Annotated in this window: 12 protein-coding genes; 4 read left to right on the forward strand and 8 right to left on the reverse strand. The window is 67.5% G+C overall.

The window, feature by feature from the left end:
- Positions 1-88 precede the first annotated feature (88 nt).
- The 3 genes from ASD71_RS27925 to ASD71_RS06385 form a co-directional block, all read right to left on the reverse strand.
- Positions 89-12985 (reverse strand): autotransporter-associated beta strand repeat-containing protein, encoded by a 12897-nt coding sequence (locus ASD71_RS27925; protein WP_056561259.1) that lies wholly within the window; start codon positions 12983-12985, stop codon positions 89-91.
- Positions 12986-13605: 620 nt separating this feature from the next.
- Entirely contained in the window at positions 13606-14244 is a 639-nt protein-coding gene (locus ASD71_RS06380) for an FMN-dependent NADH-azoreductase (protein WP_056561261.1), read from the reverse strand.
- Entirely contained in the window at positions 14241-14699 is a 459-nt protein-coding gene (locus tag ASD71_RS06385) for a GNAT family N-acetyltransferase (RefSeq protein ID WP_056561263.1), read from the reverse strand. The genes ASD71_RS06380 and ASD71_RS06385 overlap by 4 nt, the downstream gene beginning before the upstream one ends.
- 111 nt (positions 14700-14810) lie before the next feature.
- On the opposite strand from ASD71_RS06385, the gene ASD71_RS06390 reads away from it, so the two are divergent.
- Positions 14811-16235, forward strand: a complete 1425-nt coding sequence (locus ASD71_RS06390; RefSeq protein ID WP_056561264.1) for a PLP-dependent aminotransferase family protein — start codon at positions 14811-14813, stop codon at positions 16233-16235.
- Positions 16236-16440: 205 nt separating this feature from the next.
- Entirely contained in the window at positions 16441-17697 is a 1257-nt protein-coding gene (gene chrA / locus ASD71_RS06395; RefSeq protein WP_056566483.1) for a chromate efflux transporter, read from the forward strand.
- Between the two features lie 111 nt (positions 17698-17808).
- Here the strand turns inward: chrA and ASD71_RS06400 are convergent, their stop codons facing one another.
- On the reverse strand, positions 17809-19011 hold the full coding sequence (locus ASD71_RS06400; RefSeq protein ID WP_056561266.1) for a multidrug effflux MFS transporter: 1203 nt from the start codon (positions 19009-19011) through the stop codon (positions 17809-17811).
- Between the two features lie 87 nt (positions 19012-19098).
- Between ASD71_RS06400 and ASD71_RS06405 the strand changes: the two genes are divergently transcribed.
- On the forward strand, positions 19099-19428 hold the full coding sequence (locus ASD71_RS06405; RefSeq protein ID WP_056561268.1) for a SelT/SelW/SelH family protein: 330 nt from the start codon (positions 19099-19101) through the stop codon (positions 19426-19428).
- A gap of 155 nt (positions 19429-19583) precedes the next feature.
- Positions 19584-20030 carry a carboxymuconolactone decarboxylase family protein gene (locus ASD71_RS06410; protein ID WP_056561270.1) on the forward strand — a complete coding sequence of 149 codons (447 nt, stop codon included), beginning with the start codon at positions 19584-19586 and terminating at the stop codon, positions 20028-20030.
- Between the two features lie 119 nt (positions 20031-20149).
- Here ASD71_RS06410 and ASD71_RS06415 read toward each other — a convergent pair whose 3' ends face one another.
- The 4 genes from ASD71_RS06415 to ASD71_RS06430 form a co-directional block, all read right to left on the reverse strand.
- Positions 20150-21676 carry a tripartite tricarboxylate transporter permease gene (locus tag ASD71_RS06415; protein WP_056561272.1) on the reverse strand — a complete coding sequence of 509 codons (1527 nt, stop codon included), beginning with the start codon at positions 21674-21676 and terminating at the stop codon, positions 20150-20152.
- Between the two features lie 3 nt (positions 21677-21679).
- A complete protein-coding gene (locus ASD71_RS06420; protein WP_056561274.1) occupies positions 21680-22150 on the reverse strand; it encodes a tripartite tricarboxylate transporter TctB family protein in 471 nt (156 codons plus the stop codon).
- A 236-nt stretch (positions 22151-22386) separates the two neighbouring features.
- A complete protein-coding gene (locus tag ASD71_RS06425; RefSeq protein WP_056561276.1) occupies positions 22387-22866 on the reverse strand; it encodes a nuclear transport factor 2 family protein in 480 nt (159 codons plus the stop codon).
- A 53-nt stretch (positions 22867-22919) separates the two neighbouring features.
- Positions 22920-23498 (reverse strand): TetR/AcrR family transcriptional regulator, encoded by a 579-nt coding sequence (locus ASD71_RS06430; RefSeq protein WP_056561278.1) that lies wholly within the window; start codon positions 23496-23498, stop codon positions 22920-22922.
- Positions 23499-23517: the final 19 nt, after the last annotated feature.

The following is a 23517-nucleotide window of genomic DNA, read 5'->3' on the forward strand; positions in this document are numbered from 1 at the left end:
AAACGGATCGCCCGAAGGCATTGCGCCCTCGGCCGCGAGCGGGTCGGACAGGCGCCATCCGGATACCAGCCGGATGGCGCCGCGTGCGTCAGAAGTTCCAGCGCACGTTCAGGAAGCCCGCGTTCTCGCGGCTGCCGCTGCCGAATTGGCCTTGGTAGCTCAGGCCGATCGCGGCATTTTTCGACACAGCCACTTCCGCCCCGACCTCGGCCACTGCGGCGTTGCGGGCGATGGGCGTGCCCGCCACCGTGAACGCCGGACCCGAGCCGAAAGCCATCGTGCGGTCGGGGTCCACGTCTCCCATGGCGTGGCGCCAGCCAAGCGTGGCGCGCAGGCGGGCGGGCGCGCCCGCGATCTGCGTGTCCAGGTTGCCGCGCAAGCCGACGGTGGTGGTCGTGACGTCGTTGCTTTGGCTGTCCGCCGACAGGGCCGCGGAGCCGCCGTCTTCCGAGAAGCCGCCCATGCGCTGCTTGATCCACGCCGCGCCGACAAAGGGTTCGACCGTCGCGTTCGGCGCAACCGGCATGGCGTAGCCCAGTTCGCCGAAGATCTGCGTGGTGTTGCCGCGGTAGTCTGCCTTCAGCTCCTGGCTGGCGCCGCCGATGGCGAGGTTGCGCTTCGTCTCGATGTCCTGCCAGCTATACGACGCGCCAGCCATGACGTTCCACGCGTTGCCGCTGGGCTGGACGAACGACTTGCCGCCGAACAGCGTGACGCTGTAGCTGTCGACGTCGGCCTTGGCGTTGCGGCTGTCCTGCCAGATCGTGCTGTCCTGGTAGCCCAGCGCAACACCCACGCGCCAGCCGTCGCCCACCCGGATGTCGCCACCGGCCAGCACGCCGCCGGTGCGTTGGCGGTAGCTGGGCGCATTGCCGTCGCCATCCTGGCTCTGCCAGTTGCCCAGTACTTCGGTCCACACGTTGCGCTGGCACGAGAAGCGCTCGGCGTAGCCGCCCGCGCTGCGGCCCGGCTCGCCGCACGCGCCGTCCTGGCCGCGGCCTTCACTGCGCAGGCTGTCGCGCAGGTGATTCAGCGGCAACGTCCGCACCGATTCCGAACTGCGCACCAGCGCCGACGACAACGAGGCGTGGCTGTCGCCGGACAACTGCTTGAAGGCTTCCGGCGCCTCGTCCCGGCTCAACCCCAGGATCGCCGAGTAAAGGGGCGAGCCGGGATTGATCTGCCCCAAGGCTTGCGCGACGGCGTTCTGGTTCGGCGTGTCCGTGACCGTCTCGAACCCGGTGTCGTTGCGCTGGAAGGTCACCGTGACGTTGTTGGGGTCGTAAGCCACCGCGCCGTCCAGGAAAGCGAGCTGGGGCAGGGTGGTCGAGGCAAAGGTGCCTTGCACGCCCTGATCCGCCGTCAACACCGTGTAGGTGCTGTTTGCGGTGAGCGGGGCGGTGTTGGTCACCTGCAGTGCGCCGTTGAGTGTCGCCGAGCCGGCTACGTGGACGTTGGTGGCCGCGGTCGGCCCCACGTTCACGGCCAGCGTTGCGCCAGCGGCGTTGCTGAAGTTGTTGCTGACCTTCAAACCGCCGCCCGCTGCGGGCGAGCTCTGGACCGTACCGGCGTTGCTGAGGCCGGCGATCGTCCCATTGCCGGCCAGCGTGGCGCCCGGATTGACCTGCACCGAAGCGGGCAGCGTGGCGGGCGCCTGCGCGCTGCCAAGCAGAACCGTGCCGCCCGCGATGATGGCGTTGCCCGTGTAGGTATGGTTGCCGTCGATCGCCAGCGTGCCGCCGCCTTGCTTGACGAGGCTCCCCGAGCCCGACAACGTGCCATTGAACACGCCGTCCGCGCCCTGGTTGAAGACCAGCGCCGCGTTGTTGGCGATGGCGCCTTGCAGGCTGGACGTGTCGCCAATCAGCGTCCCTGCATTGACCTGCGTGCCGCCGCTGTAGCTCGACACGCCGGCCAGCGTCAGCGCGCCGGCGCCTTCCTTCACCAATTGGCCCTGGCCGCTGACTGGGCCGGACAGCACCCCGTCGGTCGCCTGGTTCACGCGCAGCGTGGTGCCGGACGCGGTGCTGACGGCCCCCGCGATGCTGGTGCTGCTGCCTTCCAGCGTGCCGCCGGAGATAACCGTGCCGCCCGTGTAGCCGTTGGCGCCGTTCAACACCAGGGTGCCGTCGCCTAGCTTGGCAAGCGCGCCCGTGCCGTTGATCGGCTGGTTCAGCGTGAAGGTCTGGCCGGCGGCCACCACATCGATGCCGCCGCCCGCGCCATCGAGCGAGAGGTTGCGGGCCGTGGTGGCGAAAGCGCCGTCCGCGATGCGCAGCGTGCCGCCATTCAGGGAGACGCCGCCGCCGTTGCCCAACTGGTTGTCGGCGCTGACCTCAAGCACGCCGCTGCGGATCGCCGTGTTGCCGGTGTAGGTGTTGACGCCGCCAAGCACCAGCGTGCCGCCGTTCAGCTTGTCGATGCCGCCCGCGCCGGTGATGGGCGCGTCGATCGTGGCGGTGGCGCCGTTCTCGACCCGCACTGGCGTCTGCGCCTGTGCGATCGCGATGGCGCCGGCCGTGCCGGCTTGCAGCGTGTAGCCGTCGGTCAGGAACTGCAGGCCGGTCACGTTTCGCGTGCCCTCGATGGTGACCGTGCCCGCCGCGCCCGAGAACGCCGCGTACTTGCCGTTCCACCGGTCGGCGCTGGCGCCCGCCGTGTCGGTCCAGTTGGTGGTAACGGCGTTCCAGGTGCCCGCGCCGCCCGCAATGATCCCGTCGGGCGTGGTCTTGGCGCCGTTCCAGAACTGGATCTCACCGGGCTGCGTCTGCAGCACCAGGTTGATCTGGTTGGGCTGGTTCTGCAGCGTCAGGTCGGCGGTGGCGAGGCTGGACGGCAGCGTGCCGAACTGCACGCCGTTGTCGGTCAGTGTGCCGCCATAGGCGAACAAGCGGTACACGCCCGTGCCCAGGTTTCCGCCATCCGTGATGTTCAGCACGCCGTCCAGCCGCAGGTTCTGCGCCACGGTCACGGCTGTCGTCGCCGAATTCGGCGTGCCGAGCGTGAAGTCGAGCTGGGTGCCGTTGGACAGCGCCAGGCTGCGCGCGAACGAGATCGGATTGCCGGGGGTGCCCGCCACCAGCCGCGCGTTGTCTTCCAGTTCCACGTCGGCCGCGACCGAGCCCGAGCCCCCCAGATTGCCGCCGGGGTTGATCGTGACGGGGCCGCCGGTCAGCGTGCCGTCGACCAGCAGGGTGCCGCTGTTGACGGTGGTGCCGCCGCCCACGTTGTTGTTGCCGGTCAAGGTCAGCGAAGCGTTGCCGTCCTTGGTCAGCGTGCCCGTGTTGTTGCCCGTGGTGCTGATGTTGCCGGCATAAGTACCGTTGGCGCCGTTCTGGTTGAAAACGATGGCGCTGCCGTCCACGACGGTGATGTTGCCTTGCAGGCTGGTCGCGTTGCCGGCCAGCGTGCCGGCGTTGATCACCGTGCCGCCGGTGTACGCGTTGGGGCCGGTCAGCGTGACCGTGCCCGCGCCGTCCTTGACCAGTCCGCCGCCGCCCGTGATGGCGCCGGCGTACGTGCCGGTGCCGGGCGCCTGGTTGAAGACGACGGACGTGCCCGCCGAGGTGGCGATGTTGCCGGTTAGGCTGCTGGTGTCGCCGATCAGCGTGCCTCCGGCCAGTGTCGTGCCGCCCGTGTACTGGTTCTGGCCCGTCAGCGTCAGGGTCGAGCCATCCGTCTTGACGAGGCTGCCCGCGCCGGTGAGGTTACCGGCCAGCGTCAGGTCGTTGACGCCCGACACCGTCAAGGGCGCGCCCAGGCCGATGTCGTTGCCCAGCACGATTCCGGGTGCACCGGCCTGCAGCGTGCCCGCGCCGGCGACGGTCAGGTCGCCGGTGCCCAGCGCGGCGTTGTTGCCCGCGATGATCGTTCCGCCGGCCAGCACGGTGCCGCCGTTGTAAGTGTTGGCGTTGCCCAGCGTCAACGTCGACGTGCCGCCCTTGGTCAGCGGACCGGTGCCAGACACGACGCCGTTCAGCGCCAGGTCGCCCGCGCCGCCCACCGTGACCGGGCCTTGCAGCAGCACGTCGTTGGTCAGCGAGGCGCCCAGGCCCAGCAGGGTGGTGCCGCCCGCCGCGGTCAGCACGCCCGAACCCAATGCGGTGTCGCTGCCGATGGCGAGCGTGCCGCCGGAAAGCTGCGTGCCGCCCTGGTAGCTGTTGTCGCCCGACAGCGTCAGCACGCCCGTGCCGGTCTTTACCAGGCCGCCCGCGCCATCGATGTCGCCCGACAGGCCGAGGTCGGCGCCGGTGATCGTCGTGGCGCCGGCCAGCGTGATTGCGTTGGCGGCGTTGACTGGCACGCTGGCTGACAAGGTGGTGCCGTCGGCGGCGGTCAGGCGGCCGACGCCCAGCGCCGTGTCGCTACCCAGCGCAAGCGTGCCGCCGTTGAGCGCCACGCCGCCCTGGAAGCTGTTTGCGCCGTTCAGCGCCAGCGTGTCCGTGCCGTTCTTGATAAGGCTGCCCGTCCCGCCGATGTCGCCATTCAAAGTCAACGCGGCGCTGCCCGGCAACGTCAGCGCGCCATCGAGCTGCACGTCGTTGGCCAGTGCCACGGGCGCGGACGCGTCCAGCGCCGTGCCGTTGGCCGCGGTCAGCGTGCCGGTTCCCAGCGCGCCCGGCGCTCCCACGGTGATCTGGCCGGCATTCAGGCTCGTGCCGCCTTCGTAGGAATTCGCACCCGTCAACGTCAGCGTGCCGGGGCCGGTCTTGATGATGCCGCCCGCGCCGGACACATCGCCCGACAGCGTCATGGCCGCGCCGTTCGCGACGGTCACGCCACCTTGAAGCGCGACGTCGTTCTCCAGCGCGACGGCGATGTCATTCGACAGGGTGGTGCCGTCCGCTGCCGTGAACAAGCCTGTGCCCAGGGCCGTATTGGCGGCGACCTTGATCTCGCCGTCCTGCAGCACCGTGCCGCCCGCGTAGGTGTTGGCGCCCGCCAGCACCAGCGTGCCCGCGCCAGTCTTGGTCAGCGTGGCCGTGGGATCCGTGCCGGATATCGTGCCGGCCGCGGTGTACGCGCCGTCGGTGACGTCGATGGCGCCCGCGCCTTCCAGCGCGAGGTTGCGCGTGGTCGTGCCAGGCGCGGCATTGGCGTAACGCAACGTGCCGCCGTCAAAGACGACGCGATTGGCGGCGTTGCCAAGCTGGTTGTCGGCGCTGATCTCCAGCACGCCGCCTTCCAGCCGCGTGTCGCCAACATAGGTGTTGGCCTGCGTGAGGACCAGCGTGCCGCCGTCGCGCTTGGCGATGGTCGCATTGCCCTGCAGGGTCGTGTCCAGCGTCGCGGTCATCGACGGTTCGACACGCAAGGTGGCCACGCCATTGCTGTCGGGCAATGCGTTCAGCGCGCCGCCGGTCAGCGTGTAGCCGTCGGTGGAGAACTGCAGGCCCTGGAAGCCCTGCGTGCCGGCCAGCGTAACGGTGCCCGCCGTGCCTTCAAACACGCCGAAGCGGCTGCCCCACGTGGCGGCTGTGCCGGTGGCGTCGGCCCAGTTCTGCGTGGTGGCGTCCCAGGTGCCCGTGCCGCCTTGCCAGAACTGGATCTCGCCAGCCTGGGACTCGTTCAGCACGTTGACCTGGCCCGCCACGTTGGTCTGCAGCGTGATGAAGCCCGGCGGCAGGGTCCCCAGCGCCAGGTTCAGGGAGGTGGCCGCGCCCGAGTAGGCGATGATGCGGTACACACCCACGCCAAAGTCGGGCGTGCCGTCGATGTTCAGCGTGCCGTTCAGGTCCACGTCGCCGTGCACGTTGATGAGGCTGCCGGCATTGGGCGCACCCAATTGCGCGTCGATGAAGGACGCGTTGTCCAACGTCAGCGAGCCCAGGATCAGCGCGCCGGGTGCGGCGGAACTCACCGCAATCCGGCCGCCGTTGTTCACGTTCACGTTGCCGTTGGCCGTGCCCGTGCCGGTCAGGGTGGCGGCCGGGCCGTTGACGTTGACCGTGTTGCTGGCCAGCGTGCCGCCCAGGTTCACCGTGCCGCCGTTGATGTCGAAGACGCCGGTGTGGGTGCTGGCGCCGTTCAGCGCCAGCGTGCCCGCGCCGGTCTTGGTGATGTTGCCCGCGCCGGCCAGCTCGCCACCGAAGACGCTGTCGGCCGCGCCGCCCAGGCCGAGGCTGCCATCCACCTGCAGCTTGCCCGCGCCGGAAAGCGCGGCGATGAATTCGGCGCCGGTCAGTTGCAGCGTGGCGCCGCCATCGACGCGCACGCCGGAGGCCGATTCCAAGAGGTTGTTGCCCTGCGTAACCAGCGTGCCTTGGGCGACGCCGACGCCACCTGTCAGCGCATTGCTGCCACCGAGCGTCAACGTGCCCAAGCCCGCCTTTTCCAGACTACCCGCGCCGGACAGCGCGCCGACGTAAGTGCCCGTCGCGGCTTGATCGAAGGTGAGGGTGGTGCCCGCGCTGGCGACGACTGGACCGGTGATGCTGTCCGTGTCGCCCGTGATGGCGCCGGCCTGCAGCTGCGTGCCGCCGGCGTAGGAGTTGCTGCCGGCCAGCGTCAGCGTGCCCGATCCGGTTTTGACCAACGCGCCGTTGCCGGTGATGTCGCCGCCGAGGGTCCAATTGCCCGCGCCGTCCGCCGTCAGGGAGTTGGTCAGCGCCACCGCATTGGCCAGTGTCACGCCATCGGCCGCCGACAGCGTTGCGTTGCCGGTGACATCCAGCGCGCCCGTGCCAAGCGCGGTATCGCTGCCGGCGATCAGCGTGCCGGCCGACAGCGTCGTGCCGCCGGTGTAGCCGTTGTTGCCGGACAGCATGAGCGTCGCGCCGCCGTTCTTGATCAAGGCGTTGCCGCCGGTGATGTCGCCCGTCAGCGTCAGATTCTGGCCGCCGTTCACGGTCAGGTCGCCGCCCGCCAGCGCAATCTGGTTGTTCAGCGTCGTGGCCATTGCCGCATCAAGCGCCGCATCGCCCGAGACAGTGAGGGCGCCCGTGCCCAGCGCCTGGTCCGAACCGGCCACGATCAGGCCTTGTGCCAGCGTGGTTCCGCCCTGATAGGTGTTCTCGCCCGTCAGCGTCAGCGTGTTGGCGCCCAGTTTGGCCAGGCCGCCCGCGCCGGACACGTCGCCCGTCAGCGTCACGTTCTGCGCGCCCGACACTTCGAGCGGCCCGCCGTTCAGCGCGACGGCGTTGGCCAGTATCACCGGCGTGTTCAGCGCCTGCAGGCCCGCCGCCCCGTCAACCGTCAGCGCGCCGCTGCCCAGCGACGTATCGCCGCCAACCCGCAATGTGCCACCGTCGATCCGCGTGCCGCCCGCGTAGGTGTTGGCGCCAGCAAGCGTCAACGCGCCCGCGCCCGCGGCGGCAAGGCCGCCGGCCCCGGAGATCTCGCCGTCAAAGCGCAATCCGTTCGTCGTGTCCAGGTTCAGCGCCTGGCCCAAGACGACGTTGTTGGCCAGCGTCACCGCCTGGGTCGAGCCCAGCGTTGCCGCGCCATTGACCGTGAGATTCCCGGTGCCCAGCGCGGAATCGTCGCCCACGCGCAAGACGCCCGCTGTCAGCGTGGTGCCGCCGGCATAGGTGTTTGCGCCGGCCAGCGTCAGCGTCGATGCGCCGCTCTTGGTCAGCGATCCCGTGCCGTCGACCACGCCGCTCAGCGTGATGTCGCGGTCGCCGGTCACGTTCAGCGCTGAATTCAGCGTCGTGTCGTTGATCAGCGTCAGCGCCGGCCCGCCCGTCACACCCGACAGGCTGGCGCCGGCGTTGACGAGGAGGGCGCCCGTGCCGAGCGAACCGCTCTGGCCCAGCCGCAGGTTGCCGCCGTTCAGTTGCGTGCCGCCCGTGTACGTGTTGGCGCCGTTAAGCGTCAGCGTCGTGCCCGTGCCGCCAGCGATCAGGCCACCGTCGCCGCTGACGGTGCCCAGCAGCGTGGCGTCCTGCGATTGCGCCAGAGTCAGATCGGCGCCGGCCGCCACGTTGATCGCGTTGCCCAGCGACAGGGCGGAGGCGCTGTCCACCGCGGCGTCGGCCGTGACGGTCAACGGCCCGGCGCCGATCGCGCCGTCGTTGCCCAGCACCAGACGGCCACCGTCCAGCCGGGTTCCGGCGTACGTGTTCACGCCGTTCAGCGTGAGCGTGCCCGCACCCGACTTGATGAGCGTTCCGCCGCCCGTGATCGTGTTGTTCAGCGTCAGATCGCCGGCCCCGCCCGTCGTCAGGGCAGCGCCTAGCACGATGGCGTTGTTCAGTGCATGCGTGCCGTCGGACAGCAGGCTGGACGCCCCGGCAACGTTCAGCGCGCCGGTGCCCAGCGCAGAGTCGCTGCCCACGCGGATGGCGCCGCCGATCAGCGCCGTGCCGCCGCCATAGGTGTTGTTGCCGGCGAGCGTCAGCGTGCCGCTGCCCGCCTTCGCGAGCGAGCCGGTCGCGCCCGACACCGCGCCGTTCAGCGTCAAGTCGTTCGTGCCGGCATTGGTCAACGTCGCGCCCGCGCCGATGGCCACGTCGTTGGCCAGCGTCACGGCGGTTGTCGCGTTGAGCCCGGCACCGCCCGTGACATTCAGCACGCCCGAACCCAGCGCCGTGTTGCTGCCCGCGGCAATCGTGCCGTCGGCCAGCGTCACGCCACCGATGCTGCTGTTGTCGCCGCCCAGCGCCAGAGTGCCGGCTCCCAGTTTGGTGATGCGGCCCGCGCCGGACAGGGATTGGTTCAGCGTAAAGACGTTGCCCGCATCGGCAATGTCGAAGCCCGCGCCCGCGCCGATATCGATGGCGCGCGAGGTGCCGGTGTAGCCGGTGCCGGCCACGCGCAGCGTGCCGCCGGCAAAGGTCACGCCCGTGCCGGCCGCGCCCAGGTTGTTGTCGGCGCTGACCTGCAGCACGCCTTCGCTGATCTGCGTGCCGCCCGTGTATTCGTTCGCGCCGCCCAGCACCAGCGTGCCTTGGTCGCGCTTGTTAAGTCCCCCGGCCCCCCGGATCACGCTATTCACCGTGCCGGTCAGCGTCGGATCCACGCGGAAATTGTTGGGCCCGGCCGCCAGCCGGATCGCGCCGCCTTGCAGCGTGTACCCATTGGTGAAGAACTGCATGCCGGTCACGGCCTGTTCACCGGCCACGGTGACGGCGCCGCCCGACGTGCCGCCGAACACAGCAAAGTTGCCGGTCCAGCTTTGCGTCAGCGCGCCCGCCTGATTGGTCCAGTTGGTCGAACCCGCCTGCCAGGTGCCCGCGCCGCCCGCCAACGTGCCGTCGGCAAGCTGCTTGGCGCCATTCCAGAACTGCACGCTGCTGCCCGTGGTCTGCACCACCAGGTTCACCTGCTGGTTCACGGCGGTCTGGATCTGCAGATTCGACGGCACGGTGCCCGGGGGCAGGGAGCCCAGCGCCAGCCCGTTGTCCGTAAGCTGTCCGGTGTAGGTGATCAGCCGGTACACGCCTTCGCCAAAGCCGCCCTTATCGGTGACGTTCAGGTCGCCGTCCAGCGTCAGGTTGCCGTTGACCTGCACCAGCGTCTGCGGCGTGGCTTGCGGCGCGCCCAGCGCCACGTTGAACTGCGATCCCTGGTTGAGCGTCAGTCCGCCCAGTGTCAGGGTCTGGCCGGATGTTGCCGACAGCGCACCGCCCGAGGCAAGCGTCGTCAGGCCGCTCAGCACGCCCGAACCGGCCAGCGTCGCGCCCGCGCCCACATTGACCTGCGCACTGGCCAGGCTGCCGTTCACGTTCAGCCCACCCGACGCCACATCGAACGTGCCGCTTTGCGTGCTGTTGCCCGCGAGCGTCAGCGTGCCGGTGCCGTTCTTGACGACATTGCCCGCGCCCGTCAGCGCGCCGCCGAAGATCGAGTTGGCGTTGTCCTGTCCCATCTGCACCGTGGCGGCAGCGCCCAGGTCCAGCCGTCCGGCGCCCGCGAGCGAGCCGAACGTTTCGCTGTCCGCCAGCCGCAGCACCGTACCGGCGCCCAGGTTGACGGCAAGGCTGTCCGCCAGCGCCTGCCCGCCACGCGTTTCCACCGTGCCGGACAGCAGGTTCAGTCCGCCCGTGAACGTGTTGGCGCCGCTCAGCACCAACGTCTGCGCATTGGCCGCCACATCCACGCTGCCCGAACCGCTGATCGCGCCGGCGTAGGTCGCGTCCGCGTTCTGACCGATCACCAGCTTCGAATTGTTCAGCACGCTTGCGCCCAGGCTGCCCGCGCCCGCCAGCACCGTGCCGCTGCTGATCGTCGTGCCAGCATGCGTGTTGGCGCCAGACAGCGTCAACGTGCCCGCGCCGTTCATCACCACACGGCCCGGTCCTGCAATGGCGCCGGCCAATCCGATATCGTTTGCGCCGCCCACGGTCAGGTTGCCGTTCAGCGCAACGTTGTTCACGAAGTTGCGCGACGCCGTGCTCTGCAACGTGGCGTCGCCGCCGACGGCAAGCGTGCCGCTACCCAGCGCCGTATCGCTCGCGGCGATCAGCGTGCCCGCGTTCAGCGCGACACCGCCGCCATGCGTGTTGTTACCCGACAGCGTCAAGGTGCCGGCGTCGTTCAAGGCGATGGCGCCGCCGCCGGACAGGTTGCCCGACAGGTTCAGCGCCTGTCCGCCGGTGGCGATGCCCAGCGTGTTGCCCAGGCGGATGTTGTTGCCCACGGTCAGATTGCCCGCGGCCAGCGTCGCCGGCCCTTGGACGTCGAGCAGGCCGGTGCCCAGCCCTTGCGCGTTCGTCAACGTCAACTGGCCCGCGTTGAGCAGTACGCCACCGCTGTGCGTGTTGGCGGCCGACAAGGTGAGGTTGGCGTTGCCGTTCTTGACCAGCGTGCCGCCGCCCGACAGCGTGCCGGCCAGCGTCAGCGCCTGGCTGCCGCCGACAGTAAGCCGGTCACCCAGCACGAACTGGTTGCCCAGGCTGACGGGCGCGGCGCTATCCACCGTGGCCGCGCCGGTCACGTTGATCACGCCGGTTCCCAGCGCGTTGTTCGCGCCGGCGACGATCGTGCCCGCTGCAAGCGTGCCGCCGCCGAAACTGTTGGTGCCGTTGAGCGTCAAGGCCCCGGTGCCTGTCTTCACCAGCGTGCCGCCGGCTCCCGACAACGTGCCATTGAGCGTGAGGTTGTTGGCGCCGGCCACGGTCAGCGCGTTGTTCAGCGTAAAGTTGTTGCCCAGCGCCACGCCCGAACCGGCGAGGGTGGTGGCGCCGCTGACGGTGACCGCGCCGGTGCCGAGCGCGCCGGACGCGCCCACGTTCACCGTGCCGCCCGCCAGCGTGGTGCCACCCGCATAGGTGTTGGCGCCGTTCAGGTTCAACACCCCCGAACCGGTCTTCACCAGCGATCCGGCGGCACTGATCGGCCCATTCAGCGTCAGCGTTTCCGTGCCGTTCAGCGTCAGCGCATTGTTCAGCACGATCGCGTTCTGCAGCGCGACGCTGGTGGAAGAGGCCAGCGTCGCCGCGCCGTTGACCGTAAGCGGTCCCGCGCCCAATGCGGTGTTGTTGCCAACCACCAGTCCGCCGGCACTGATGCGCGTCGCGCCATGCGAATTCGCCCCTGTCAGCGTCAGGACGCCGGCGCCGCTCTTGACCAGCGCGGAGCCGCCCGACAGCGCGCCGGAAAGGGTGAGGGCCGACGCATTGGCCAGCGCAAGATCGGCATTGAGCACGATGTTGTTGGAGAGGCTGGTGGCGCTGCCGGGTTGCAGCGACGACGCGCCGTACACGACCAGATCGCCCAGTCCCAGCGCGCTGTTGCCGCCAAGCGCCAGGCTGCCGCCGCCCAGCCGCACGCCGCCCAGATGCGCATTCGCGCCATTGAGCGTCAGGACGCCCGCGCCGGATTTGTCCAGCGCGCCGGGGCCGGAGATGACGCCCGCCAGCGTCAGATTGTTCGCGCCCTGGACGCCCAGACCGCCCGCATTGAGCTGGATGGCGTTTGCCAGCGACAACCCCGGCGTGGCCGGCGAGATGGCGCCGCCGTTGCCGATCAGGGTCCCGGTGCCGAACGCGGTGTTGCTGTCGAAGTTGACCAGGCCGCCGTTCAACGTGGACTGGCCGCTGACGAGCGGCCCGTTGAGCGTCCAGGTGCCGCCATTCACGCGCAGGTTGTTGAAGTTGCGGTACACCGACGCGCTTGCTGTGCCGGTGCCGGTGGTGCCGGATGCGCCCGGATTCTGCAGCACGAGCGTGTTGTTGCCGTTCGCCCCGCCGTCCACCGTGCCGCCCTGGGCAAAGCCCAGCGCGATGCTGACGTCCAGGCCGGCCACGGCCAGATCGACGCCGACATCCGCGCCGCCCGTGGATATTGTCGATCCCGTCACGGCGGTGAACGTGTTGGTGCTGTTCTGCCCCATGCTCACGCTGCCGTTGATTGCACCCGCGTTGACGAAGCTGTTGCCGGTGGCGGAACGGCCAAGCCCGACGCGCCCGTTGATGACCCCGCCCGCCGCATTGTTCACGGTGACCGGCGCGCCGCCATAGGCGGCAATCACCGGGCTGGCATTGAGGAGCGACAGGGAGAGCAGTCCCGGCTTCAAGCCGATCGTTCCCGAGTTGTCGATGTTGATGCTGCCCGTGGCGTTGCTGCGCAAGGAGAGGGCAGTGCCGTCCAGCGTGCTGAGAACCTGCAGGCCCAGCACCGACAGGCCCGCGCCGTACAGGGTGCCGCTGTTGTTGACACGCACTGCACCGGCATTTGACGCGTTGCCCATGATCGCGCCCGACGTGCCAAGCGCCACCAGGGACAGCGTGGGATCGATGAGTCCCTGGTTGGTGAGCGTGGTATTGCGGCCCGTCAGCTTGACGGCGGCCGAACCCGGCAATCCCAGCAGGGGGCCCGCGGACTGGCCCGTCGGCGTCACCAGCACCGAGACGTCGTTGGCGCTACTGGTGACCGTGTTCCAGTTCAGCACCGACGCCGCGTCATTGCAGATGATGCTGGTGCCGGTTGTCGTGCACGCCAGCGCTGCTGGCATGGGCAACAACAGCATCGCGAGGACGCGCCAGACATAGTTCAGGTGAAGGGGGACGGGGAAATAGCCATGCCGGTGGCCAGGTGTCATTGTCAGCTCCAGGGACAGAAGGAGCCTTACCCGTTTTCGCACGCGTACCATCCGCAAACGGACAAGGCGATGCTGCAACTTCAGGTATCCAATCGGCGGTTGCTGTTGTTGTCCCGTCCGCTGAATAGGGGTCAGTGTTGGGGGCAAACTGGGGCGGGGCTGTAAATAATCTGCGTTAAACGTAACGGATAAATTCGAGAAAACAACGGATCGTCTCTAGTTGAAACGTACGACTAGTTACTACAGTTTCAAATAGAAATTACAGTTGTAGATAATGCTGCAGCGCACTTGTTCGGATTGTTCTTATTCTTGCGGGCAGATTATAAAATTCGACACAATTCATAAATGTATTAAGAAAAGCGTCGTAAGTACTTGATAGCGCATGAACTTTTGCGGCATTTAAAACGATGGTTTGAGATGTTCTTAGCGTATGAAGGACCGTCCGATGGTTTTGGGCGACATGCGTAGCGCTGATAGACCGATTTTCAGCCGCGCCGCACTTGATTATTTCCGGTCAGCGGGCGGCAACAATTCCAAGGTCAAAGCCCCGCGATCCTGGCTGGATCCGGGGCCCGTTTTGCCCGCTGCTCGCGTCAAAACGCAAGCAACCGTAAACGCCATCAGCCGGCCATTTCCTCAGCCACTGCGGCAAACGAAATTGCACCGAGCGCGGCGTGTGCGCGCGCCCGCGCCGCCGCCAGCAGCTCAGGGCCACGAGCGGTCCCTTCAACCGCCACGAACGTCACCTGCTTCAACCCGATCGTCGCCAGCACATGCCGCAGGTACGGCGTCAGGAAGTCCGGCTGCCCTGCGTCCTCGCCGCTGAACGTGCCGCCCGACGAAATCGCGACAAACACCGGACGGTCCGCGAGCACGCCGACCTTGCCTTGCGCAGTGATGTGGAACGTGTGGCGCACCCGGACCACGTGGTCCAGCCATGCCTTCAGCGCGGACGGCACCGTGAAGTTGTGCATCGGCGTGGCCAGCACGATGTGGCTGGCATCGTCCAGCATTCGGATCAGTCCGCCCGACGCGAGCAGCGAGCCATTTTCCGATCCGTCGGCCGCGGGCTCCTCTCGCGCCGCCAGGACGGCCGCATAGTCGCCATCCGCATGGGTGAGGGTGGTGGCGTCGAACTCCACGACCTCCAGTCCGCCTGCCGGGCCCGTCTGCGCCAGCCGGTCGATGATCTGCTGCGACAGGCGATAGCTTTCCGATTCGAGCCCCCGCGGGCTGCAGCGGATTCGAAGAATGCTCATTGGGAACTTCCTTTCAAGGGCTTGCTGAACCGGATGGCGCTGGTCAACAGGCCCTGCCGGAAGTAGAAGCGTTGCGCCAGCGCGTTGCCCAGGCCGGTATCGAGCACAAGCTTGTCGCAGTCGGCGCCGCGCGCGAGTTGGTCCAGTTCGGCGATCAGCCGGGCTCCCCAACGGCTGCCGCGCGCCGATGGATCCACCACCAGGTCGTCCACATACATGAAGCGGCCGTAGATCAGGTTTTCCTGATACCGATATCCGGCCAGCGCGACCGCCTGGCCGTCGCGCATGACGGCGAGCAGCCGGTAGTTTTCCTGGTGCATCCGGGCCAGGCGCTCAGTAAAGTCGTCGGCATGGGCCAGATGGGGACGCAGTTCGCGCATCAGCGGCAGGCAGGCCCGCCATTCTTCAGGCGTCTCCAGATGGCGCAACGCGGGTTCCGTGGAGGATGTGTGCATGGATAAGTACCTCAGAGGTCAGGGCGCTGAACGTACGCCCACCGTGAGTACGAATCTTAAAAACCACATGACATAATTCAAAGGGCCATAAATGCGCTTAAGGACTATGCCATGATTCCCGCAACACCCCACGGGCTGCAAACCGTCACCGACGCCGACGCCAACCCGCTGTATCGGCAGGTCTACGAGCGCTTTCGAAGCGCCATCGCCGAAGGCACCCTTAAACCCGGCGACCGAATCCCCTCAGCGCGCGCGCTCGCCAAGGAAATAGGCGTGGCGCGCGGCACCGTTGAAGTCGCGTACTCGCTGCTGGCCTCGGAAGGGTATATCCAGGCACGCGGGCAGGCCGGCACGGTGGTCGCGCCAAATCTGCAACCCCTCGCGCGCTCGGCGCCGGCGGTGCGGACACCGCCGACCGAGGTGATGGAAGATCGCTGGCCGCGACCTGGCACGCCGCTGCCATTCCAGATGGGGCTGCCTGCGCTTGACGCCTTTCCGCGCAAGATCTGGGCGCGCCTGGGCGCGCGCCATCTGCGCGGCATGCAGCCGCCGGACCTCGGCTATCCCGATCCCGCGGGATTGCTCGGGCTGCGAACCGCCACGGCGGCCTACCTGCAGGTGGCGCGCGGCATTCAGTGCACGCCCAGCCAGGTGTTCATCACGTCCGGCTACAACAACACCCTGCAACTCATCATGCAGGCGCTCTTCAAGCCCGGCGATTCGGTCTGGGTGGAAGATCCCGGCTATCCGCCCACGCGGACGCTGCTTGCGCAGGCCGGCATGCAGGCCGTGCCGGTGCGCGTGGATGCCGAAGGTCTCGTGGTGGAGGCGGGCATTGCGCAAGAGCCGCGGGCTCGGGCCGCCGTCGTGACGCCCGCGCACCATAGTCCGCTCTGCCTGTCGCTGTCGCTGCCCAGGCGCCAGGCCTTGCTGGACTGGGCAGAACGCAGCAGCGCCTGGATCGTGGAAGACGACTACGACGGCGAATACCGCTACGTAGGTCGTCCGCTCCCGGCCCTGAAAAGCCTGGATCAGCAGGGGCGGGTGCTGTATTCGGGCACGTTCAGCAAGGTGCTGTTCCCCGGCATGCGGCTCGCCTATCTGGTCGTGCCCGAAGCGCAGGCGCCGCGCTTCGAGCGCCTGTGCAGCCTGCTGGCGGGCGGCTCGCCGGCGCTGACGCAAGCCGTTCTGACCTCGTTCATCAACGAAGGCCATTTCGCACGCCATATCCAGCGCATGCGCCGCCTGTACAGCGAACGGCGCAACGCCACGGCGGCAGCGTTATCCGATGTGTTGGGTTCTCGCATGCGCATCGATTTGCAGCCGGGCGGCATGCACCTGGTGGCGCACCTGGAAGGCCATCAGACCGACCGCGAGCTGGCGGCGCGCATGCTGCAGCATGGCCTGTATGCGCAGGCCTTGTCGCACTGGTCGGCGGCGCCCGATGCGCGCTCCGGCCTGCTGATGAGCTTCACCAACATCGTGTCGGCCGAGCAGGCGGAGCAACTGGCCCGCCGGCTCCTGCAGCTCATGTGAGCCGCGCAAGGGCGAGGCCGGTCATTGGCCTGATACTGCGTGTCAGCCACCCGGTTTCCATATGGGCCATGATCCGCGCCGGGACGGGCGCGGCAAGCGCCAATTTCTGACATTTATCCGATTGAATCTCGGCCGTGGCCCGGCTATAAGCTTGAAACCGGGGCCCGAAAAAATCGACGCCCTGACTCCCAAGAAGCCCGAGCCGATGCCGCATCCATCCCCCCACGATGAACACGTCGACAGCAAGCCGGCCACCGGCGCGCGCGCCCAGACCGGCCGCGGATCCTTCCTTGAAGTGTTTCTGGTGTTCCTGCGCCTGGGCCTGACGTCCTTTGGCGGACCGGTGGCGCACCTGGGCTACTTCCGCACCGAATTCGTAGACCGGCGGAGATGGCTCGACGACTACGCCTTTTCCGATCTGGTCGCGTTGTGCCAGTTTCTGCCGGGCCCCGCCAGCAGCCAGGTCGGCATGGCGATCGGCCTGCGCCGGGCCGGCTGGGCCGGCATGCTGGCCGCGTGGATTGCGTTCACGCTGCCGTCGGCGCTTGCCCTGATCGGCTTCGCGCTGGGGCTTGCCCACTATGGCTGGCTGTCTGAGTCGGCGGCCATTCATGGCCTGAAGGTGGCGGCGGTCGCCATTGTGGCCCAGGCGGTCTGGGGCATGGGACGCTCGCTCTGTCCGGACCGGCCACGCGCCGCGCTGGCCGTTGCCGCGGCATTGCTCACCGTCGTGCTGCCCACCGCGCTGGCGCAGATCGGGGCCGTCGTGCTGGGCGCAGTCATCGGCGCTGCCTTCCTGCAACTGCCGCCCCGGCCCGTCCTGTCCAACGCCTCATCGGGCGTGCCTCGCGCGGCGGGTCTGGCGTCACTGGCGCTGTTTGCCGCTTTGATGGCGGGGCTGCCGCTCTGGGCGATGTTCTCGGACGGCGCGCTAGCCAGCCAGATAGCCGGTTTCTACCGTGCCGGGGCGTTGGTGTTTGGCGGCGGGCACGTGGTGTTGCCGCTGCTGGAGACCGCGTCGGTCTCTTCCGGAATGGTGTCCAACGCGGACTTTCTCGCTGGCTATGGCGCGGCGCAGGCGATGCCCGGCCCGTTGTTCACGTTCGCGGCCTTCCTGGGCGCCATGTCGTCCGGCCCCTTGTCCGGCTGGGCGGGCGGGCTGACCCTGCTGTGCGTCATCTTCGTGCCGGGCGCCTTGCTGCTCGCTGCTGCGCTGCCATTCTGGGACACGCTGCGCCGCCGGCCCGGCGTGCGCAACATGGTGGCCGGCGTCAATGCCAGCGTCGTCGGCATCCTGCTCGGCGCGCTGTACGACCCCGTCTGGACCAGTGCGATTCTCGGCAAGGCCGACTTCGGCCTCGCCTTGCTGCTGTTCGCACTGCTGGTCTATGCCCGCTGGTCGCCGGTATGGGTGGTGCTGCTGGCGGCCGTCAGCGGCTGGTCGCTGGGCTGGCTGGTCTAACCAATGAGCGCGCCCGATCTGATGCGAGGTGTCTGACACCCGCTGAGACGCTGCCACGCGCTGACGGTCGACTGCCCAGGGTGTCAGACACCGGCCCGAATGCGCGTGCGCTCAGGAACCCGGTCCAAGGCGCCGGCCCAGTGCCGGCGACAACAGCAGCAACGGCGCCACAATCACCGCCCCAATCAACGCCATGGCCGCTTGCGGCGCCATTCCGCTATCCAGCAGCACGGTCGCGATCACCGCCGATCCGCTCATCTGGAACAACCCGTAGACTGCCGCGGCGGTGCCCGCCCGGTCCGCAAACGGCTCCAGCGCCAGACTTAACCCTGACCCCAAAGCCAGCGAGAATCCCACGGTCAGCACCGCCACGGGCAGCATGAAAATCCATGCCGACAGCGGCGCCCACAGCCACGCGCCCAGATGCAGGGCCGACGCAATCAACAGGGCCACCATGCCGACACGCACCATGGTGTAGCGGCCGTACCGCGCGATGAACGCAGGCGCCAGGAAGAACGCCGCGATGTTGATCGCCGCATTGCCACCGAACCAGGCCGAAAACCCCAGCTCCGAATAGCCGAGCTGCTGCACCAGAACGACCGGCGCGGCCGACACGAACACCAGGATCATGGCCATGCCCGCCATGCCGAAGCACGCAAAGTACAGAAACCGGCCGCTCGCAACGATGGGCGCATAGCGGGGCAGGCTGTACAACGCGCCCGGCCGGTGCGCCGGCTTGGCCCGCGTCTCCTCGAAGCGCAGCGCAAGCAGCGCCGCCAACGCCAGCGCAAACACCGCCATGAACACGAACGTGCTGCGCCAGCCGGCATGCAGCGCCAGCACGCCGCCCACCATCGGCGCCAGCGCCGGCACCGTGCACAGCGCGCCGTTCAGATAGCTGTAGACCCGCGCGCCGACGGCCGGACTGAAGCAATCGCGCACGGCGGCAAACGCCACCAGCGACGCCGAACACGCGCCCAAGCCCTGCACGATGCGCGCCGCATAGAACACCTCGAGCGACGTTGCCGCCGCGCCCAGCGCGGAGCCCGCCAGATACGCCATCGCCCCGCACAGCGCCACGGGCCGCCTGCCATAGCGGTCGGCCAGCGGTCCGATCACCACCTGGCCCAGGCCCACCGCGAAGATGAACAGGGTGATGCTGGCCTGCAGCGCGCCAATGGACTCGCCAAGTGCGTGCGCCATGGCGGGCAGGGAGGGCAGGTAGATATCGATGGCCATCGGCGTGAGCGTGACCAGTCCCATCAAAAGACCGATCAGCCAGCGCTGGCCTCGGGGCGTCAAGGCAGACTTCATTGCAGGCTCTGGGCCCATTGCAGACCCGGGAAAACCCGACATTATCCATGATCGTGCGCGGCCGGGCTGGCGTAGAATGCCTTTCCCATGAATCCGCCCGCCTTGCGCCCTCGCATCGTCATCCTGTACTGCACACAGTGCCAGTGGCTGCTGCGCGCCGGCTGGATGGCGCAGGAACTGCTCTCCACTTTTTCGACCGATCTGGGCGAAGTGGCGCTGCAGCCCGGCACCGGCGGCATCTTCCAGATTACCTACAACGGCGACCTGATCTGGGACCGCAAGCGCGACGGCGGTTTTCCCGAAGCCAAGGTCCTGAAGCAGCGCGTGCGCGACCGGCTGGATCCGGGCCGCCCGCTCGGGCACATCGACGGCCACACCGGCGCCCCGACCGGCCCCGTCTCCACGCCCGATCGCTGACTCCACCCGCGTGCCATGAAGGGCTTTACCCATCTGCAGGCACGGTCGCGGCAATTGCCATCTTGGTCCAGTCAATACGCCAATTCTTGGATCTGTTGCGTGGGCATCCGCAAGGGTAACGTTGCGGTTATCAACCACAGCAGCAAGGAACTGGAATGACCCGATTGAACTGGCAAGAAGCCGCACCCGAAGGCGCGAAAGCCCTCTTTGGCATCCACCACTACGTCACGCAGCGCACGGCGCTTCCGGCGGAACTCGTGCATCTCGTGTTTTTGCGCGTCTCGCAGATCAATGGCTGCGCGCACTGCATCGACCTGCACAGCCGTGACCTGCGCAAAACCATGTCGGTCGAGAAGATCACGCTGGTACCCGTGTGGGACGAGGTGCACCACCTGTTCTCCGACGAGGAACGCGCCGCGCTGGCGTGGGCAGAGGAAGTGACCCGCGTCAGCGAAACCCACGCGTCGGACGAAGCCTATGCCGCCGCCTCGGCCGCGTTCGCACCCAAAGATCTGGTCGATCTCACGATCGCGATCGCTGCCATGAATGCCTTCAATCGGCTGGGCGTCCCATTCCGGGTTCCCGTTGCCGCCAAGGCATGACGATCTGAAGCGCGCCAGCCACACCTGAGCAGCGTTCCAATTAAGCCCGCGATAAGCAAAAAAAGGCCGGTCCTTGCGAGACCGGCCAAAGCAGCACTACCCCGAAACTTGCCTTGCGGCTACGCGGAGGACTCCGCGTGCTTGAGCGCTTCGCGCGCCTTGCGCTGGCGCAAGGCCGACACCCCGAGCAACGCGATCAGTCCCACGCATGCCAGGATGAAGCCCAGGCTGATGGGCCGCGTCACAAAGATCGACAGCTCGCCGCGCGACAGCAGCAGGGCGCGGCGGAAGTTCTCTTCCACCATGGGCCCGAGCACGAAGCCCAGCAGCAATGGCGCCGGTTCAAACCGCAGCCGGATCAGCGCATAACCCGCCGCGCCAAACAAGGTCACCATCCCCACATCGAACAGGTTGTTGTTCGTGCTGTAGACCCCCACGCAGACAAAGAACAGCGCGGCAGGGAACAGATAGCGGAAGGGAACGGTCAGCAGCCGCACCCACATGCCGATGAGCGGCAGGTTCAAGAGCAGCAGCAGCACGTTGCCGACCCAGAAGCTGGCGATCAGCCCCCAGAACATGTCGGCGTGCTCGATCATCATCTGCGGACCCGGCTGGATGCCGTGGATGATGAGCGCGCCCAACATCAGCGCCATGACCGGGTCGCCCGGAATGCCCAGGCTCATCGTCGGAATGAAGCTCGTCTGCGTCGAGGCGCTGGTGGCCGCTTCCGGACCGGCGATGCCTTCAATGGCGCCGCGGCCGAAACGGCGCGGTTCCTTTGCAACCTTCTTTTCCGTCGCGTACGAAATGAACGACGCAATGGTCGGACCCGTGCCCGGCAGGATGCCGAATGCCGCGCCGATGGCCGTGCCGCGCACCAGCGCGCCGCGCGACTGCTTGATGTCGCCGGCCTCGGGGCGCATGGACTTCATGCTGATCTTTGCCGACGTGACCTTGCTGTCGCTGCCGATACGGTTGATGTTCTTCAGGAAGTCCGCCACACCGAACAGACCCATGGCCAGCGCCACGATCTGCAGGCCGTCGGACAGTTCCAGGATGCCGAAGTGAAAACGCATCGTGCCCGTGTTGACGTCCGTGCCCACCACGCCCAGCAGCAGGCCGACCACCACCATCGCCACGCCCTTGATCGCCGATCCCTTGGCCAGCGTGGCGCCGGCCAGCAGACCCAGCATCATCATCGAGAAGTATTCGGCCGGACCGAACTTGAACGCGACGTCGACCAGCATTGGCGAGAACAGGATCATGGCCAGGATGCCGACGGACGCGCCGCAGAACGACGAGAACATCAGCATGAAGAGCGCAGAGCCGGCCTTGCCGTTGCGTGCCAGCGGATTGCCGTCCAGACACGCTACCGCATGCGACGCGGTGCCCGGCAGATTCAGCATGATCGACGTGATCCCGCCGCCGTATTGCGAGCCGTAGTAGATGCCGGACAGCATCACCAGCGCCGCGGTCGGCGTCATCGTGTATGTCAGCGGCAGCAGGATAGAAATAGCGGCTAGCACACCCATGCCCGGCAGCACGCCGATCAGGTTGCCCATGAACACGCCAAAGATCGCCCACATCAGGTTGTCCAGCGCGAACGCGACAGAGAACCCGTGCATCAGGTTAGTGAGGATTTCCATGGATCAACCCCAGCGGAACAACGGAAACTGGAGCTGCAACGCCCAGGAGAAAACCGCCACGCCGAGCACCGTGACACCGGCGGCAAGGATGGCTGCGCTGCGCCAGGTGTGCTGGCGATCGCCCATGGCAGAAATGAAGACCAGCACGAAGGTCGCCGGCACCAGGCCGCCGAACTTGCCGACCAGGATGAAGGACAGCAACCCGCCGATGATGCAACCCCAGCCGCGCCATTCGGGCGGCGCCACTTCTTCGGCATCTTCCTCGGCGGCCACGGGCGAGGCCGCCATCTTGGCAATGGCCAGGCCCAAGAGGACCAGCAGCACGCCCAGGATCGCGGGGAACATGCCCGGACCCATGCGGTCCAGGCTTCCCAATGTATAGGTTGACGCCTGCGCGATGGCGCCCAGGCCCAGCACGATCATCGTGCCCGCGGCCCACGCCTCGCGCCGCACGGCGCTGCGTTTTGATTGCATGGTCTTTTCCTCCCGTTGTTGTGCTTATGTCTGACTGCGGTCTGAACAAAAGCTGACACTGCAATGAATGCGGGAGTCTAAAAATCCAAACTTCCGTTCACCTTTCAAGGCTCGCGAAAGTTGCGCAGGGGTGTGCGTATCGCAACAAAACCGGGGGAAATCCCTAGGCTGTTTTCAAACGAAATGCGGTTGTTGCGCGCATGCGGAGCGCATGCGCGCATGGGTGCCGAAGCGCACTACAGGCCCAGTTCCGACAGCCCCGGATGATCGTCGGGACGCCGTCCCAGCGGCCAGTGGAACTTGCGGTCCGCTTCCTTGATCGGCATGTCGTTGATGCACGCATAGCGGTTGAACATCAGCCCGTCTTCGCCAAACTCCCAGTTTTCGTTGCCATACGAACGGAACCAGTTGCCCGAGTCGTCATGCCATTCGTAGGCATAGCGCACCGCGATGCGGTTGCCGGTGTAGGCCCACAGCTCCTTGATGAGGCGGTAGTCCAGCTCGCGCGCCCATTTGCGCGCCAGGAACGCACGCGCTTCCTCGCGGTTCGTGGCGAACTCGGCGCGGTTGCGCCAGCGGGTATCAAGGCTGTAGGCCAGCGAAACCTTCTCGGGATCGCGGCTGTTCCAGCCGTCTTCGGCCAGGCGCACCTTCTGGATGGCGCTCTCGTGCGTGAAGGGAGGAAAGGGCGGGCGGACTTCGGGCGTTGTCGTCATGGCAAGGGCCTCATGGACAGGGGTGGAAAAAACGGGAATAGGAGCGCGCGGACTCAGCCGTCCGCGTCAAGCAGCGCCTGGGCGGCGCGTTCGGCGCTGTCGGTGATTGACGCGTCGCCCGTGACCATGGCCACGGCAATCGCGCCGTCAATCAGCACCAGCAATTGGCGCGCACGCTCATCGGCGTGCGGCAGGCCCGCGGCCTGTACCAGCGACTGCACGTGGGCAAGCAAGCGCTCTTTGTGGCGCCGGGCGACTGCGCGGATAGGGCTATCAGCGTCGCCGATTTCGCCGGCGGCGTTGATGAACGCGCAACCGCGAAAGCCGTCGGACGCAAACCATTCGCGCAGCGCATCGAAGATGGACAAGAGGCGGGCGCGCGGCGACGGCGCGCGGGTCGTGGCGTCGATGAACCACTGCATCCAACGCTCGTCGCGGGCCGTCAGCGCCGCGGCCACCAGGACTTCCTTCGTGCCGTAGTGCTTGTAGATGCTCTTGCGCGAGACGCCGGAGGTCTTGACGATGAGGTCCATACCGGTGGCATTGATGCCGCCGCCATAGATCAGATGTTCGGTGGCGCGCAGCAGCTTTTCCTGCACGTCGGAAGCGGGGGTAAGGGCGGTGTCGGACATTGGGAGAATGATCGTTCTA

This window comes from Achromobacter sp. Root565 (genome assembly GCF_001427425.1).
Taxonomy (GTDB): domain Bacteria; phylum Pseudomonadota; class Gammaproteobacteria; order Burkholderiales; family Burkholderiaceae_B; genus Achromobacter; species Achromobacter spanius_D.

Coding starts and splice junctions, on each gene's coding strand:
- ASD71_RS27925 (WP_056561259.1), bottom strand. CDS start 12,985: ATGACACCTGGCCACCGGCATGGCTATTTCCCCGTCCCCCTTCACCTG.
- ASD71_RS06380 (WP_056561261.1), bottom strand. CDS start 14,244: ATGAGCATTCTTCGAATCCGCTGCAGCCCGCGGGGGCTCGAATCGGAA.
- ASD71_RS06385 (WP_056561263.1), bottom strand. CDS start 14,699: ATGCACACATCCTCCACGGAACCCGCGTTGCGCCATCTGGAGACGCCT.
- ASD71_RS06390 (WP_056561264.1), top strand. CDS start 14,811: ATGATTCCCGCAACACCCCACGGGCTGCAAACCGTCACCGACGCCGAC.
- chrA (WP_056566483.1), top strand. CDS start 16,441: ATGCCGCATCCATCCCCCCACGATGAACACGTCGACAGCAAGCCGGCC.
- ASD71_RS06400 (WP_056561266.1), bottom strand. CDS start 19,011: ATGAAGTCTGCCTTGACGCCCCGAGGCCAGCGCTGGCTGATCGGTCTT.
- ASD71_RS06405 (WP_056561268.1), top strand. CDS start 19,099: ATGAATCCGCCCGCCTTGCGCCCTCGCATCGTCATCCTGTACTGCACA.
- ASD71_RS06410 (WP_056561270.1), top strand. CDS start 19,584: ATGACCCGATTGAACTGGCAAGAAGCCGCACCCGAAGGCGCGAAAGCC.
- ASD71_RS06415 (WP_056561272.1), bottom strand. CDS start 21,676: ATGGAAATCCTCACTAACCTGATGCACGGGTTCTCTGTCGCGTTCGCG.
- ASD71_RS06420 (WP_056561274.1), bottom strand. CDS start 22,150: ATGCAATCAAAACGCAGCGCCGTGCGGCGCGAGGCGTGGGCCGCGGGC.
- ASD71_RS06425 (WP_056561276.1), bottom strand. CDS start 22,866: ATGACGACAACGCCCGAAGTCCGCCCGCCCTTTCCTCCCTTCACGCAC.
- ASD71_RS06430 (WP_056561278.1), bottom strand. CDS start 23,498: ATGTCCGACACCGCCCTTACCCCCGCTTCCGACGTGCAGGAAAAGCTG.